General features: G+C 66.8%; 15 protein-coding genes. 7 read left to right on the forward strand and 8 right to left on the reverse strand.

Going from position 1 to position 15,908, the window contains the following annotated elements; genetic code table 11:
• Positions 1-28: 28 nt before the first annotated feature.
• From ACIPR8_RS04940 to ACIPR8_RS04970, 7 genes are all read right to left on the reverse strand, one after another.
• Positions 29-475 (reverse strand): DUF2147 domain-containing protein, encoded by a 447-nt coding sequence (locus tag ACIPR8_RS04940; RefSeq protein WP_446540319.1) that lies wholly within the window; start codon positions 473-475, stop codon positions 29-31.
• 122 nt (positions 476-597) lie between these two features.
• Complete coding sequence (locus ACIPR8_RS04945; protein WP_446540320.1) at positions 598-4,185, reverse strand: M1 family aminopeptidase; 3,588 nt, start codon at positions 4,183-4,185, stop codon at positions 598-600.
• Positions 4,186-4,197: 12 nt separating this feature from the next.
• On the reverse strand, positions 4,198-5,091 hold the full coding sequence (locus tag ACIPR8_RS04950; RefSeq protein ID WP_132862680.1) for an ABC transporter ATP-binding protein: 894 nt from the start codon (positions 5,089-5,091) through the stop codon (positions 4,198-4,200).
• Positions 5,092-5,316: 225 nt separating this feature from the next.
• On the reverse strand, positions 5,317-5,667 hold the full coding sequence (locus ACIPR8_RS04955) for a DUF3301 domain-containing protein (RefSeq protein ID WP_132862681.1): 351 nt from the start codon (positions 5,665-5,667) through the stop codon (positions 5,317-5,319).
• 46 nt (positions 5,668-5,713) lie between these two features.
• On the reverse strand, positions 5,714-6,697 hold the full coding sequence (locus tag ACIPR8_RS04960; protein WP_446540321.1) for a DUF2272 domain-containing protein: 984 nt from the start codon (positions 6,695-6,697) through the stop codon (positions 5,714-5,716).
• Between the two features lie 62 nt (positions 6,698-6,759).
• Positions 6,760-7,617 (reverse strand): carboxylating nicotinate-nucleotide diphosphorylase, encoded by an 858-nt coding sequence (nadC, locus tag ACIPR8_RS04965; protein WP_446540322.1) that lies wholly within the window; start codon positions 7,615-7,617, stop codon positions 6,760-6,762.
• Positions 7,617-7,886 carry a Trm112 family protein gene (locus ACIPR8_RS04970; protein WP_132862684.1) on the reverse strand — a complete coding sequence of 90 codons (270 nt, stop codon included), beginning with the start codon at positions 7,884-7,886 and terminating at the stop codon, positions 7,617-7,619. The genes nadC and ACIPR8_RS04970 overlap by 1 nt, the downstream gene beginning before the upstream one ends.
• A 59-nt stretch (positions 7,887-7,945) precedes the next feature.
• Between ACIPR8_RS04970 and purE the strand changes: the two genes are divergently transcribed.
• From purE to ACIPR8_RS04985, 3 genes are read left to right on the forward strand one after another with little or no spacing between them, the layout of a single operon-like run.
• A complete protein-coding gene (gene purE, locus ACIPR8_RS04975) occupies positions 7,946-8,449 on the forward strand; it encodes a 5-(carboxyamino)imidazole ribonucleotide mutase (protein ID WP_313251380.1) in 504 nt (167 codons plus the stop codon).
• Entirely contained in the window at positions 8,446-9,606 is a 1,161-nt protein-coding gene (locus ACIPR8_RS04980) for a 5-(carboxyamino)imidazole ribonucleotide synthase (RefSeq protein WP_446540323.1), read from the forward strand. Before purE ends, ACIPR8_RS04980 begins: the two co-directional genes overlap by 4 nt.
• A 46-nt stretch (positions 9,607-9,652) precedes the next feature.
• Entirely contained in the window at positions 9,653-9,991 is a 339-nt protein-coding gene (locus ACIPR8_RS04985) for a carboxymuconolactone decarboxylase family protein (RefSeq protein ID WP_132862687.1), read from the forward strand.
• A gap of 157 nt (positions 9,992-10,148) precedes the next feature.
• Here ACIPR8_RS04985 and ACIPR8_RS04990 read toward each other — a convergent pair whose 3' ends face one another.
• Complete coding sequence (locus ACIPR8_RS04990) at positions 10,149-10,727, reverse strand: superoxide dismutase (RefSeq protein ID WP_132862688.1); 579 nt, start codon at positions 10,725-10,727, stop codon at positions 10,149-10,151.
• A gap of 118 nt (positions 10,728-10,845) precedes the next feature.
• Here ACIPR8_RS04990 and grxD point away from each other — a divergent pair, with 118 nt between their 5' ends.
• From grxD to ACIPR8_RS05010, 4 genes are all read left to right on the forward strand, one after another.
• Entirely contained in the window at positions 10,846-11,166 is a 321-nt protein-coding gene (grxD, locus tag ACIPR8_RS04995) for a Grx4 family monothiol glutaredoxin (RefSeq protein ID WP_132862689.1), read from the forward strand.
• Complete coding sequence (locus ACIPR8_RS05000; protein WP_446540324.1) at positions 11,163-11,906, forward strand: SDR family NAD(P)-dependent oxidoreductase; 744 nt, start codon at positions 11,163-11,165, stop codon at positions 11,904-11,906. The genes grxD and ACIPR8_RS05000 overlap by 4 nt, the downstream gene beginning before the upstream one ends.
• Entirely contained in the window at positions 11,903-12,496 is a 594-nt protein-coding gene (locus ACIPR8_RS05005) for a YhgN family NAAT transporter (RefSeq protein WP_132862691.1), read from the forward strand. Before ACIPR8_RS05000 ends, ACIPR8_RS05005 begins: the two co-directional genes overlap by 4 nt.
• A 218-nt stretch (positions 12,497-12,714) precedes the next feature.
• Positions 12,715-15,894, forward strand: a complete 3,180-nt coding sequence (locus tag ACIPR8_RS05010; RefSeq protein ID WP_446540325.1) for a TonB-dependent receptor — start codon at positions 12,715-12,717, stop codon at positions 15,892-15,894.
• Positions 15,895-15,908 lie beyond the last annotated feature (14 nt).

Below are 15,908 nucleotides of genomic sequence, written 5' to 3' on the forward strand. Positions count from 1 at the left end.
CCCGATGGGAGAGGGGCTTCAAAGCGGATTACTGGTCGCGCAGCCAGGTCTGCGAGCGGCAGATGAAGGCAATGCAGCCGGACACTTCCAGCTTGCTGCCGTTCTCGATCAGGGCGACCTTGGAGCTGTAGGTCTTGCCCTTGGCCGGGTCCAGGATGGTGCCGTTGGCCCACTTGTTGGTGCCGTCCGGACGCAGGTTCCAGAGGATGGTCATGCCCTGGATCGGCTTGTCCTTGTTGGTGCCTTCGCACTTGCTGCAGACCGGGTTCGGGCCCTGGGCGGACTGCAGCACCTGCAGCACGCGGCCGCTCAGGGTGCCGTTGGCGGTCTGGGTGATCTCGACGATGGACTTCACCCGGCCGGTTTCGTCGTCGATGGTCCGCCAGCGGCCGGCGGCACTGTCCGAGGCGCTGGCGGAGAAGCCGGCGGCCAGCAGCGGCAGGGCCAGCAACAGGGTTTTGAAGGTGGTGCGCATGTATCCCCTCCCAGGGTGTGTTTCGGCTTCCGGCGGCGCCGGTACGGTGCCGAATGTACCCGCATTCGCCGCCGTACGGAATCCGCAGCGCAGCAGATCACGCGGCGCTGCGGGCTCTTGTCTCATTGCAGGCTGATCCGCTTCCGGTTGTCGGCCGAAACCCGGTCGATCAGCTTGTTGTAGGGGTCAAACCCGGCTTCGTCCGGTTTCTGGTCCACGGTCACGGTGAGGGTCGGATTACCGGCAGTGATGTGGTGGCGCTGCAGGTACAGCACCTTCTCGTCGCGCTCCTTGCCCGAGGCGCCGCTGGCGAACACGCCGACCTCGATCCAGTCGTCCAGCGTGCCGGCCGTTTCCTTGCCCAGCCCATCGGCGTAGCGCTTGTCGGCGTGCAGCTGCAGGGTCACGTCGTAGCGCCCGTCGGTGCGCTTGCTCGCGGTGGCCTCGACCACCCGGTTGTCGTAGAAGCTGATCTTCTCGAACAGGTCGGTGATCAATGCCTGCTGCTCCGGCCTGGCCTCGGCGCGGATGAATTCCAGCAGTTCGGCCGAGGTCGTGTACGGCGGTTGCTGGAAGGCCTTGGCCTGCAGGAAGCGGTGCAGCGCGCGGTTCAATGCCTCCTCGCCGATCTCCTCGCGCAGGCGGTAGAACACCACCGAACCCTTGCGATAGTGGATGTACTGCTGGTTTTCATTGCGGTACAGCGGTTGTTCTTCAACATCTTCGCCACCACGCCCGGACAGGTAGCGGTCCAGTTCGGTCTTCAGGAACTGGCGCATGTGCGCGCGGCCATACTCCTTCTCCATCACCATCAGAGCTGAGTACTGTGCAAGTGACTCGGTAAGCATGGTCGCGCCCTGCACGTTGGCGCTGATTACCTGGTGCGCCCACCACTGATGTGCTGCCTCATGCGCAGTGATGTAGAAGACATAGTCGATGTTGTCGGGGTCACGCAGGTCGGCGATGAATCCCACGGCTTCGGAGTAGGGGACCGTATTGGCGAAGGCTTGCGCGAAGCTTCCCACGTAGTTTGGGAACTCGATGACGCGGAACTGCTTGTGCTGGTACGGGCTGAAGTTGGCCTCATAGTAGGCCAGCGACTTCTGCACGCCTTCGATCATCCGGTCCACGTTGTAGGGATGCTTGGGGTCGTAGTAGATCTCGATCGGGATGTCCTTGTAGGCCGCCTTCCTCACCGCCCAGCGTGCCGACAGGTAGGCGTAGAAGTTCAGCATCGGCCGGTCCATGGCGTAGTCGAAGCAGCGCCTGCCGTCGCGGGTGTACTCCTTCTGCAGGTAGCCCGGGGCCAGCGCGATCTGGTCCGGCGCGGTGCAGACGGTGCTGCGGAAGTCCAGCCAGTCGGCGTCGTTGGAAATGTAGGTGTTGGCGCGCGCGGCTTCGTCCTCCAGCTTGGGCATGCGCGTGGGCTCGCCCAGACCACGCTTGCGACGCTCGTTGCGGTCATCGATCTCGGCGCCGGCGTTGTAGCCGAAGCCCGGCAGGATGCCGCTGTTGAAGAAGCTGCCGTTGTCGACGATCCGGGTCTGGGCCTGGCCGGCGGGGATGCCGTCCGGGTGGATGTCGACGGTGAAGCGGATGTCGCGTTCCTCGCCGGGTTGCATCGGCGTATCCAGCGTGTAGATGCGATAGCCGACGTCGGCGTCATTCTTGTCCAGCCTGGCGGCGCCCAGGTCCAGTGCGGTCAGCGTCTTGTCGTCGGCGATGGAGATGTGCAGCTGCGGGATCGCCACGGCGTGCGTGTTGCGCACGCGGTAGCGGCCGTCGATGCGCACCGACTGGGTTTCCGGGTGCAGGTCGACGGTGTTGTCCACGGCGATGATGCGCGGCTGCGGCAGGTCCTTGAACTGGCGGTAGGTCTTCTCGTAGTACGCCAATCGGTCCAGTTCGGCATCGGGCGAGAGGTACTCGTTGCGGATGTTGGTGTTCCAGTACAGCCAGCCGCCGCAGCCGACGAAGGCCACCACGGCCAGGGCCAGTGCAACCCCCAGGCCGCCATGCAGGCGTTGGCGCGCCAGTCGCAGGCGGGTGCGCAGGCCGCCGTCCACGCCACGCACCCACAGGGCCGCGCACAGCAGCAACAGCACCCCCAGGAACAGGGCCCAATAGCCCTGGAAGGCGAACTGCGCGGTCAGGAAGTGGCCGTAACCGTTCATGTCCGAATAGGGCGCATTCGGCGCGCTGGCGTAGTTGTAGATGTCCTGCGCGTAGTCCAGCAGCCCCAGCACCGATTGCCCGATCAGCACCAGGATCAGCAGTGCATAACCGAGGAACTTGTTGTTGCTCAGTACCTGCAGCACCAGCGCCAGCCCGCCCATCAGCACGAACACGGTGGAGTTCAGCAGCAGGGTCTTCACGTACAGCAGCGGTTCGATGTGGGTGTAACCCTTGGACAGCTGCACCAGGACCGAGGCCGCACCGCCAATGGCCTGGAAGCTCAGCACCACGGCCACCAGCGCCAGGAACTTGCCCGCCAGCGGCACCCAGTTCGGGACCGGCGTGGCATCGGTGATGCCGGCGATGCGCGCGGTGCGTTCCTTCCACACCAGCTCGCCGGCGTAGAACAGCACGATCAGCACCAGCAGCCAGCTGTAGCTGCCCTGCAGCGCCTCCAGCATCTGCGAGGTGACCGGCCAGGTCGGCGTGCCGTACATGTTCTGGCGGAACAGCGACGACGGGATGAAGTTGGCCAGGCCCAGCAACAGCAGCACGATGAAGGGAATGCTGCGGAAGATGCCGAAGGTGTCGAAGCGGACCTGGCGCAGCAGCTGGCGCAGGTGGGTGGCGGTGGCGAACGTCGGCGTCACCCGCGGCGCGGTGGCGGCCGGGCGTGCAACTGCTGCCGGCGCGGTGTCCTGCCTGCCGCGCTGGCGGCGGCTGGCGCGGCCGGTGCCGGCACGCTGGGTGCGGAACAGGGCGAAGGTGGCGGCAAACAAGGCGGCACTGATCGCCAGCCACAACAGGCGGTTCTGCAGCAGGAACCCGGCCAGCGCCGGCACGGCGGTGTTGCGTTCCTCGGCCGACCAGTAGCGCGTGGCGAGGTTGATCGCGCGGATGCCCAGCGGGTCGAGCAGGGCGGAGATCTGCTGGTTGTCGATGTCGGCCAGGATCACGCGGCTGACGCCATACAGCACGAAGAACACGATCACGCCGATGTACACCCACAGGATGCTGCGGGTGGTGGCCGCCAGCAGCGACAGCAGCGCGGTGGTGAACAGCACGTTGGGCAGCACCATCACCACGAATGCCCACAGGTAGGGCTGCAGTGACACCGGACCGAGCCGCGCGGCGTCGATCCAGGGCATGAACTGCGCGATGAACAGGCCGGCGGCGACGATGACGTACATCACCAGGCAGGCCAGCAACGCCGCGCCGAGGCGGCCGAGCAGGTAGTCGCGGCGCTTGATCGGGCTGGAGAACACCAGCTCGGCCGTGCCCAGCTCGAAGTCACGCAGCAGCGCGTTGCTGACGAACAAGGTGGTGACCAGCAGGCCGAGCAGGGTGAAGGCGGTCATCAGCGAGCTGATCACCGACGGCGCATTGCGATGCACGTTGCCGATGCCGCCGCCGATCTGGACCGCATCGCTGGAGGCCGCGGCGAAGGCCATCAGCGCCAGGAACAATGCCAGCAACCACAACAGCGGGGAACGGAGCTGCTCGCGCAGCTCGAAGCGCAGGAAGTTCAGGGTCATGGGCCGTCTCCGTCAGGCGGCCTGCGCCTGCAGGCGCAGGCGCTGGAAGTAGACGTCCTCAAGCCCGGGCTCGACGGGCACGAAGCCCTGGTCCGGCTGGGTGGCGCTGAACACATGGATCACCGGGTGGCCACCCACCAGGCGCGTGGACAGCACGGTGAAACGGGATTCGTAGTCGGCCAGCTCGGCCTTGCCGACCTGCTTGCGCCAGACCTGGGCCTGCAGCGCGCCGATCGCATCGACCGGTCGGCCGGTCAGCAGTACCTGGCCCTTGTTCATGATGGCCATGTTCGGGCACAGGTCGGTCACGTCCTCGACGATGTGCGTGGACAGGATCACCACCACGTTCTCGCCGATCTCGGCCAGCAGGTTGAGGAAACGGTTGCGCTCCTCCGGGTCCAGGCCGGCGGTGGGTTCATCGACGATCACCAGCTGCGGGTCGCCGAGCAACGCCTGGGCGATGCCGAAGCGCTGGCGCATGCCGCCGGAGTAGGTGCCGAGCTTGCGCTTGCGCGCGTCCCACAGGTTGACCTGCTGGAGCAGGCCCTCGACCACTTCCTTGCGTTGCCTGCGCGCGGTCAGGCCCTTGAGCACGGCGAAATGATCCAGCAGGTCGAGTGCACTTACCTTGGGGTAGACACCGAAGTCCTGCGGCAGGTAACCCAGCCGGCGGCGCAGCGCGTCCTTGTCCTTGAGCACGTCGATCCGGGTGCCATCGGCGGTGGTCAGCGTGGCGCTGCCGCTGTCGACCTCCTGCAGGGTGGACAACGTACGCATCAACGACGACTTGCCGGCGCCGTTGGGGCCGAGCAGGCCGAACATGCCGCGCGGGATGTCCAGGTCGATGTTCTTCAGTGCATGGACGCCATTGGCGTAGGTTTTCGACAAACCGCGGATCTGCAGCATGGACCAGGCCCCTGTATGGACGGATGAGGACACTTTCCGTTTGCCGTCGGGCTGACGGCAATGCGCCGGAAGTCACTAGGTCAACAGGACGCGCCGTCGCGGCGGATGTGACCACGGCCCAAGACGCAGGGATACGCGCGCTCAGGGGCGGCGCCGAGGGCAGGAGCGGCCACGACCGCGAAGCAGGGGGCATCCGTCCGTAGCGACGCCCGCCAACCCGGACGCTCAAACGTCCTCGGCGTCTTCCGTGCTCTGCCGCAGGCGCCCGATCTGGGCGGCGGCCGGGCCGGTGAAGGACACCAGCTGGCCGCCGCGCAGCACCATGCGCCCGGTGTGGCGATCAATGCCGTCGTAGGAATAGTCGAAGCGGAAGCTGCGCTCGAAGCCGATCCAGCCATTGGGCAGGCGGCAGGGGCGCATGCCGGTGGCATGCACGCTCTGGTCCAGCCATTGCACGTCGGCGGCACGGCAGGCATTGCGGCCCAGTTCGGTGGCGCGGTCGGCGGCGGCGCGGGAGCGGTCCCAGAACGCGAAACCGATCGCGCCGACGATCATCAGGATGAGCAGGGTAGGCATGCCGACACTTTAGGCGATTCGCCGTGTCCGGCGCAGCCCGGCCCGGTCAACGCGTTGGTGGCGCCGGGACCGGTTCATCCGGTGGCGGTGGCAGCGGCGCATTGCCGTCGAACACCGGCGTCGGGCCCTGCATCGGCACGTTGGCGGTGAGCTTCAACAAGGCCGCCCAGTCCTGGCGGTTGAGGTTGCATTCTTCTTCATGGCCCGGCGAGCAGCCCGCTTCGACGACCGCGTCCGCGGCGGCCTGTGACGGCTTGGGCAGCTCGATCATGCCGGTGCGATCCAGGGTGAGCTTGCGCATCGCCACGGTGTTGGCGACGTTGCCACCGACCAGGTACAGCGTGCGGTCACCGCCGACATTGGCGCCGATCACCACCTCGCAATGGGACTTCCAGTTGCCGGCACGGCCGCTGCCCAGCGCCTGTATCAGCCCCGCATGGTTCAGTGACGTGCTGCGATCGCGCAGGAAGCACAGCATGTCGCCGGGGGCGGGCTTCTCGTTGGCCGGGTCGGCCAACCGGTACGGCGAGGCGTTGGCGCCTCCCTGGTAGGCCGCGCGGATGTAGTCGATGTGGCGCGGTGAACGGTTGAAGCCGGGCACGCCCGCACGCGTCATCACCCAGGAGATGAAGGCCGCCGACCACGGGTTGTCGATCAGGAAGGCGCGGCAGTCGCTGTCGGTATAGCGGTTGCCGGCCGGCTGCATGCAGCTGGTGGCACCGGGGATGGCCCCCATCGGCGACAGCGTCCCGCTCTCGCGCCAGTAGCCGGCCACGCGCTGCCAGGCGATCAGGCCGTTGTCGGCCAGGTGCTCGGCTTCGGCCTCGGTGACCCCGAGGCTGGCGATGCGGCCATCGCGGTCGATGAAGGGGCGGTACCAGAGCCGGTGCTCGTCGCAGGCCACGCGCACCACCGCCTTGGCGGTTTCGCTCACGCCGAAGCGGGGCGGGATGTCACAGGCCTCCACCGCGTGCGCGGCGAAGGCGGGGGCAAGCAGGGCAACGCCGCACAGCAGGTACCGGTAGACCACATCGAACTCCGTGGGGGTGGAGGAAGCCAGTGTTGCAGGCGAGGCCGTGTGGGCGGCGTGAGTCAGGCCGGCGGCGGGCCGAGCTTCAACGACAGGTCGATCGCCTGCACGTGCTTGGTCAACCCGCCGATGGAGATGCAGTCCACGCCATCTTCGGCAATGGAGCGCAGCACGGACAGGTCGACGCTGCCGGACACCTCCAGCGGGATGCGGCCGGCGGCGATGCGCACCGCGTCGCGGCGCATCGCCGGGCTGAAGTCATCGATGAGGATGCGTTCGCAGCCGGCGGTCAGGGCCTGCTCCAGCTGCTGCAGGTCCTCCACCTCCACCACCAGCGGCAGCGTGGGTTGCTGCGCCCGGGCGGCGCGCACCGCCGCGCCCAGCGAGCCGGCGGCGCGGATGTGGTTTTCCTTGAGCATCACCGTGTCGAACAGGCCGATGCGGTGGTTGTCGCCACCGCCGCAGCGCACCGCGTACTTCTGCGCCAGGCGCAGCCCGGGCAGGGTCTTGCGGGTGTCGAGGATGCGCGCGCCGGTGCCGGCTACCGCTTCGACGTGACGGGCGGTGATCGTGGCGGTCCCGGACAGCGTCTGCAGGAAGTTGAGCGAGGTGCGCTCGGCGCTGACCAGGCTGCGGCTGCGGCCTTCCAGCGTGGCCAGCACGGTGCCGGCGCTGACCCGGTCGCCTTCCAGTACCCGCCAGTGGATCTTCACCTCCGGGTCGAGCGCGCGATGGGTGGCGTCGAACCAGGGGCGGCCGGCGATCACCGCGTCCTGCTTGCACAGCAGGTAGGCAATGTCGGCGCTGTCGGGGAGCAGGGCGGCGGTGACGTCGCCACTGCCGATGTCCTCGGCCAAGGCGCGGGCGACATCGGCGTCGATCTGTTCCTGCGGCGGGGCAAGCGGCGGGTGCGGCAGCATTATTTGGCCGGGAAGTCGGTGATCTGGGCGGTGGCGATGGCCTCGTCGGCCAGCAGCACCGGGATGCCGTCCTCCACCCGGAACACCTGCTTGCGGTCGCGGGTGACCAGTGCCTCGCGCAGCGGCTGGGCCTGGGCGCTGCCATCGGCCCGGGTGACGCCGCCGGCGCCGATCGCGCGGTTCAGGGCATCCAGGCCGGCGCTTTCCAGCTGGGCCAGCGGCTGGCGGGTGTCGGGGGAAACGAGCAGGTCGAGCAGTTTGCGGTCCATCAGGTCGTGGTCTTGCGGGGAAGACGGCTAGAATACGTCTTTGCAGCAGGTGACGGCCAATGACCCCCAACCCCTCCGAGCCGCTTGTCGGCATCGTCATGGGTTCCCGTTCCGACTGGGAAACCATGCAGCACGCAGCCCAGAAGCTTGATGCCCTGGGTGTTCCGTATGAAGTGAAGGTTGTTTCGGCGCATCGCACGCCGGATGTCCTGTTCAGCTATGCCGAACAGGCCGGAGCGCGCGGCCTGCGCGCGATCATCGCCGGTGCCGGTGGCGCGGCCCACCTGCCGGGCATGCTGGCCGCCAAGACGGCCGTGCCGGTGCTTGGCGTGCCGGTGCAGTCCAAGGCGCTGAACGGCATGGACTCGTTGCTGTCGATCGTGCAGATGCCGGCCGGCATCCCGGTGGCGACCTTCGCCATCGGCAATGCGGGGGCGTCCAATGCGGCGCTGTTCGCCGCGGCCATGCTGGCCCCGGCACAGCCGCAGATCGGCGCGGCGCTGGACGCGTTCCGCGAGCGCCAGACCCACGACGTGATGGCCGCGGACGATCCGCGTCAATGATCACGGTCGGCATTCTGGGGGGCGGGCAGCTGGCCCGCATGATGGTGCTGGAAGCTGCGCCGCTGGGCATCCGCTTCGTGGTGTTCGACCCGGCCGCCGATGCCTGCGCCGGCCAGGTGGCGCCGCTGCAGGTCGGTGCGTTCGATGACCTGGCCGCGCTGGAGGAATTTGCCGGCCGCGTGGACGTGGTCACCTTCGATTTCGAGAACGTGCCTGCCGCAAGCGCGCGCTGGTTGGCCGAGCGCAAGCCGGTGTTCCCCAACCCCGCCGCGCTGGCGGTGGCGCAGGACCGGCTGAGCGAGAAGACCCTGTTCCAGGAACTGGGTATCCCGCTGCCGCCGTTTGCCGACATCGGCAGCCGTGAGCAACTGGCGGCCAAGGTCGCCGAGTTCGGCCTGCCATGCATCCTCAAGACCCGCCGCCTGGGCTACGACGGCAAGGGCCAGTTCCGCCTGCGCAGCGAGGCGGACATCGATGCCGCCTGGCAGGCGCTGGGCGCGCAGGCGGACAAGACCGGCCTGATCCTGGAAGGCTTCGTCGCCTTCGATCGCGAGGTCAGCGTGGTGGGGGTGCGCGGCCGCGACGGCGAATTCCGTGCCTGGCCGTTGACCGGCAACTGGCATGTGGATGGCGTGCTGTCGGCCAGCCTGGCGCCGGCCACCGTGTCCGCGGCCCAGCAACAGACGGCGATCAGCTATGCGCGCCGTGTCGCCGAGCGGCTGGACTATGTCGGCGTGTTCGCGCTGGAACTGTTCTGCCGTGGCGAGGAACTGCTGGCCAACGAGATGGCCCCGCGCGTGCACAACTCCGGCCACTGGACCAGCGATGGCGCCGAGACCTCGCAGTTCCAGAACCATGTCCGGGCCGTGCTCGGCCTGCCGCTGGGCGATACCCGGGTGCTGGGCCATGCCTGCATGCTCAACTGGATCGGCCGGATGCCCGACCCGGCGCCGGTGCTGGCCGAGCCCGCCGGGCACTGGCATGACTATGGCAAGCAGCCGCGCGACGGGCGCAAGGTCGGCCACGCCAACCTGCGCGAGGATTCGACCGCGGCGCTGGCCGGTGCGCTGGAGCGCGTCGGGGCCGCATTGGGCCGGCAGGCACAGGTGGCACCGGTGGTCCAGTCCCTTCGGGACGGCGGCGTAACGCCGGCGTAAGCCGGGCGGGCGTAAGGTTCTCCGGGTCCATCCCCGGAGAACCACCATGCTCGATTGGAATGCGTACCGCCGTGAACTGAAGGGCCGCATCGGCGAATTGGGCAAGCTTTCGCCCGACACCCTCAAGGGCTACCTGACCCTCAGCGGTGCCGGCGCCCAGACCAACCACCTCGACGGCAAGACCCGCGAACTGATCGCGCTGGCCGTGGCCGTCACCACCCGCTGCGACGGCTGCATCACCACGCACGTGGATGCCGCCCTGAAGCAGGGCGCCAGCCGCGAGGAGATCGCCGAGGCGCTGGGTGTGGCGGTGGCCCTCAACGCCGGCGCGGCGATGGTCTATTCGGCCCGCGTCCTGGATGCGGTCGCCGCCCACGACACCTGACCTCGGCAGGAGCAGCCTCGGCCGCGAAGCCGGCGCGCCCCAAGGCTGCCACAGGCACGGATCGACCTCTCCGGGCCGTGGACGGCCTCCGCGGCGAGCCTGATCGTGGGGGCTCGGCCACTACAGGCCTCATGGCCGAGGCCGCTCCAGCCGGTGATCAGCGCAGCTGGCTGGCCGCGAAGTCCCAGTTCACCAGCTTCCAGAACGCCTGCAGGTAGCGCAGGCGGTCGTTCTGGTAATCGGTGTAATACGCGTGTTCCCACAGGTCGCAGACCAGCAGCGGGGTGCTGTCGCCGGTCAACGGGGTATTGGCGTTGCGGGTGGTGACGACCGCCAACCGGCCATCGGCATGCTGCACCAGCCAGGCCCAGCCCGAGCCGAACACCGCCATTGCCGCACGGTTGAACTCTTCCCGCAGCTTCTGCACGTCGCCGAACTGGCGGTTGATGCGGTCGGCGAGCACCCCGTGCGGTTCCTCGCCGGCCCGAGGGTGCAGGCACTGCCAGTGGAAGCCGTGGTTCCAGGCCTGTGCCGCCGCCTCGAACAGCGCCCCCTGGCTGTTGCGGACGATCTCCTCCAGCGGCATCTCGTCCATCTCGGTGCCGGCGATGCGGGCATTGACCGCATCCACGTAGGCCTGGTGGTGGCGGCCATGGTGCAGTTCCAGCGTCTGCGCCGAAATGTGCGGTTGCAGCGCGGTGCGGGAGTAGGGCAGGTCAGGCAGTTGGACGGGCATGGAATATTTCTTTTCAGGGCAAAGGCGCCGGGAATGCGTCGGCTCGGCTTACAATCCGTGGCTACGGGAAAGTCTATCCGACCAGGACGGGCCGTTCTTTCGCAGCAGGAGAATTCGAATGCCGGTGATGGAGCAAATCCAGGCAGAGGTGGAGCAGCATCCCCTCGTCCTGTTCATGAAAGGTACGCCGCAGTACCCGATGTGCGGCTTTTCCAGCCGCGCCGTGCAGGCGTTGATGGCCGCTGGTGCCGCGCACCTGCGCACGGTCAATGTGCTGGAGTTCCCCGAAGTGCGGGCCAACCTGCCGCGCTTCTCGAACCTTCCGACCTTTCCGCAGTTCTTCATCCACGGTGAGCTGATCGGCGGCTGCGACATCATCCTGGAGCTGCTCGAATCCGGCGAGCTCAAGCGCATCGTCGCCGAGGCGGGCCAGGCGTGAGTGCCCAGCCGGAAGGTTGGGCGCAAACGGACCTGGCGGGGCGGGTCGTGCTGGTTTCCGGCGCGGCCGGTGGCCTGGGCGCGGCGGCCGCCAAGGCGTGCGCCACGGCCGGCGCCACGGTGGTGCTGCTCGGCCGCAAGTTGCCCAAGCTCAATCGTGTATACGACGCGGTGGCCCAATTGGGGCCGGAGCCGCTGCTCTACCCGCTGGACCTGGAAGGGGCGACCCCGGACGACTTCGCGGTACTGGCCGAGCGGCTGGCCACGGAGCTGGGCGGCCTGGACGGGCTGCTGCACTGCGCGGCGGACTTCCCGGGGCTGACCCCGTTCGACCTGGCCAGCCCGGCGGCGTTCTCGCGCGCCATCCACGTCAACCTGACCGCACGTGCCTGGCTCACCCAGGCCTGCCTGCCGCTGCTGCGCCAGCGTGACGACGCGGCGGTGGTGTTCAGCCTGGATGATCCGGCGCGGGTAGGGCAGGCATTCTGGGGCGGCTACGGCGTGGCCCAGTACGGCCTGCGTGGCCTGATCGACACGCTGCACCACGAGCTGCGCAATGGCCCGGTGCGTATCAGTGGCGTGCAGCCCGGGCCGATGCGGACCGAGCTGCGCGCGCGGGCCTTTATCCATGGCGAGGACACCGCCGCGCAGGATCCTTCGGCCTATGCCGCGGCCTGCGTCACGTTGCTGTCGGCCGCCGGTTCGACCTGGCGCGGGCAGGTGCTGGACGCGGCCGGGTGACCATCCTCTCGGCGGCCCTGCTGCTGTTCCTGATCCTGGACCCGCTGGGCAACATCCCGGTATTCCTGAGCCTGCTCAAGCCCCTGGCCCCGCGTCGCCAGCGCATCGTGCTGGTGCGCGAGCTGCTGATCGCCCTGGCCGTGCTGATGGCCTTCCTGTGGGGCGGCAAGTACGCGTTGGAACTGATGCACCTGCGCCAGGAATCGGTGGCCATCGCCGGGGGCATCGTGCTGTTCCTGATCGGCATCCGCATGATCTTCCCCAAGCCGGAAGGGCTGATGGGGGCGGTGCCGGACGGCGAGCCGTTCATCGTGCCGATGGCGATCCCGCTGGTGGCCGGCCCCTCGGGCATGGCGGCGGTGATGCTGATGGGCAGCAACGAGCCCGACCGGCTGGGTGACTGGAGCCTGGCCCTGCTGCTGGCCTGGGGCGCGACCGCCGCCATCCTGATGTCGGCCACCCTGCTGTACAAGCTGCTGGGTGCCCGCGCGCTGACCGCCCTGGAGCGGCTGATGGGCATGCTGTTGGTCGCTATTTCCGTGCAAATGCTGCTCGATGGCCTGGCCACCTACCTCGGGTCACTCCAATAACCGATTGATTTGTCGGTTCTTGTCCGATCGTGTTGCCGCAGAACTGTCTTATTGCAGTCATAAACTGTCATTACCGTGTTAACCTTATCTTAACCGTTGCGGCTGAAACCGCTCCGGAAGGGACCCCCAGATTCAAGCCGATCAGGCGCCCGGTTGACCCCGGGGCTGATGGATCGCGTTTTTTTTCAATCGCCAACTCGTTTCGAGGCTACCTACCCATGAATCATCCTCGCATCCGGATGTCCAAGCTCACCCTTGGCCTCATTGCCGCCCTCGCGGCTGCTCCGGCTTTCGCACAGAGCACCTCCGCCGGCGTCGGCGGCCAGGTCACCAACACCGCCGGCCAGCCGGTCGCTGGTGCGGAAGTCACCATCACCCACGTCGAGTCGGGCACGGTCAGCCGTGCGACCACCGACGCGGCTGGTCGCTACAACGCCCGCGGCCTGCGCGTGGGTGGTCCGTACAGCGTCACCATCACCAAGTCCGGTGAAGGCACCAAGACCGAAGACGGCATCTACCTGGGCGTGAACCAGAACGGCACCGTCAACGCCGCCCTGACCGGCGACATGGCTGCCACCACCCTGGAAGCCGTGCAGGTCATGGCCGTTGCCGGTGGTTCGGAAGTGTTCAGCGCGACCAAGATGGGCACCGGCACCTCGGTGAGCCGCCAGACCATCGAAGCGCTGCCGTCGATGAACGGCAACATCCAGGACTACATGCGCCTGGATCCGCGCGTGGCCTTCGTTGACCGCGCCTCGGGCTCGATCTCGGCCGGTGGCCAGAACCCGCGTTACAACGCGGTGCGCATCGACGGCGTCAACGCCTCGGACACCTTCGGCCTGGAAGGCAACAACATGCCGACCAAGCGCCAGCCGGTCTCGATGGAAGCGCTGGAAGCAATCAACGTCGACATGTCCAGCTACGACATCACCATCACCGGCGCCACCGGCGCGGTGGTTGATGCCGTGACCAAGTCCGGTACCAACGAGTTCCATGGTTCGGTCTATGGCTACATGCGCGATGGCTCCTGGTTCGGCGACAACCCGGGCGGCGGCAAGTTCGACGGCTTCGAGGACGAGAAGACCTACGGCGTCACCTTCGGCGGCCCGATCGTCAAGGACAAGCTGTTCTTCTTCGCCAACTACGAAAAGTACGAGCAGGCTGCTCCGGGCGCCGACGTTGAAGGCAGCCCGCTGGGCAAGGGCACCATCAGCCTCGGCGACGTCGCCGAAGCGCAGAAGATCTTCCAGGAGCGCTATGGCGTCTCCGCGGGCGACTACTCCTCGGCTTCGGACACGGACCTGGAAGAGTACGCGCTGAAGCTCGACTGGAACATCAACGACGACCACCGCGCCAGCTTCCGCTACAGCAAGCTGGAGCAGAGCAAGCTGCGCGTGAACGGCTTCTCGACCACCGCTGCCTCGGTGAGCTCGTACTGGTACCAGCACGACAAGGAAATCGAGTCCTACGTCGGCCAGCTGTTCAGCGACTGGTCGGACAACTTCTCGACCGAGTTCAAGGTCAGCTACCGTGATTTCCAGGCCGTGCGTAATCCGTCGGCCAAGGGCACCCCGGCGATCAAGATCGACTTCGGCGGCATCCACAGCAGCCAGGAATACGGCAACAGCCCGTACCTGTGGCTGGGCACCGAGAGCAACACCCAGTACAACGAGCTGTACACCAAGACCTGGAACTACTTCGGCGCGGGCACCCTGACCCTGGGCGACCACGACGTGAAGTTTGGTGCCGATTTCAGCAGCAACGACATCAACAACGTCTATGCGCCGTACGTTGATGGCTACCTGGAATATTTGGGTATCGATGCGTTCCGCAACGACACCCCGGTCCAGACCATCTGGCGTGACCCGGCCACCGGCGGCGCCGAAAGCCTGGCCGCGAAGTACAAGTACGAAACCCTGGGCCTGTTCGTGCAGGACACCTGGTACGTCAACAACAACCTGACCCTGACCCTGGGCCTGCGTGCCGACAAGTACGACACCAACCATCGCCCGCAGTACAACCAGCAGGCGTCGGAGTACTTCGGCTACAACAACACCTCGATCGGCGACAACAGCTTCCTGTTCCAGCCGCGCGTTGGCTTCAACTACACCTTCGACTCGGATCGTCCGACCCAGCTGCGCGGTGGCGTTGGCCTGTTCCGTGGTGAATCGCCGCAGGTGTGGCTGGGCAACATCTTCGCCAACACCGGCATCAACTACAGCCAGACCACCGAGTACCCGATCAAGGGCACCTCGAAGGACGCACAGCAGGTCGTGAACTTCGTCTCCGACGACTTCAAGACCCCGTCGGTGTGGAAGGCCAACCTGGCGTTCGACCACGAGCTGCCGTGGTACGGCATCGTGGGTTCGGCCGAGTTCCTGTACTCCAAGGTCAAGGATGGCTTGTTCTTCAAGCGCCTGGAACTGGAGAACCCGAGCTTCGTCGGTGCCCCGGATGGTCGTGAGTTCTTCTGGAAGAGCGTCTACGGCACCACCTCCGGCTCCAAGTCGACCGGCCCGAGCTGGGCGAGCGACGCCGTGCTGCTGGACAACACCGACAAGGGCCGTACCGCCCAGTTCACCGCTTCGCTGTCCAAGCCGTTCAGCGAGCAGAGCGACTGGGCCTGGAGCCTGGGCTACACCTACACCGATGCCAAGGAAGTGGCGAGCAACACCTCGTCGGTGGCGACCTCGAACTGGAACAACAACTACATCTTCCAGGCCAACGAAGACGCCCTGGCCCGTTCGCGTTACGAAGTCCGTGACCGTATCTCCGGTGCCCTGAACTGGAAGCACAAGTTCTTCTCGGACTACGAGACCCAGGTTGGCCTGTTCTATGAAGGCCGTACCGGTCGCGCCTACAGCTGGGTGTACGCCAACGACATGAACGGCGACGGCCGTACCTTCAACGATCTGTTCTACGTGCCGAAGGGCCGTGGCGACGTGATGTTCAAGGGCGGCGCGGCCATGGAAGACGCGTTCTTCAAGTGGCTGGAGTCGAACCCGGAACTGGCACGCTATGCAGGTTCGGTCACCCCGCAGAACGCTGGCCGTGCCGGCTTCGTCAACACCTTTGACGTGCGCATCACCCAGCAGCTGCCGGGCTTCATGAAGGGCCACAAGTCGGAGATCTGGCTGGACATCCAGAACATCGGCAACATGCTGAACAAGAAGTGGGGTCGCATCTACGACTACGGCTTCTATGCTGACCAGGGCGTTGCCAACTTCATCGGCATCGACCAGGCCACCGGCAAGTACATCTACGACTTCCGCACTGCCCGCGTGGGCAACCAGTCGGCAACGGTCACCGAAGGTGCCTACGCCAACGCGGACGCCGACGGCTTCAACACCGGTGTCTCGCAGTGGTCGCTGCAGCTGGGCTTCCGCTACAAGTTCTGATCGATTGATTGATC

The sequence above is a fragment of the Stenotrophomonas sp. LARHCG68 genome (assembly GCF_052871705.1).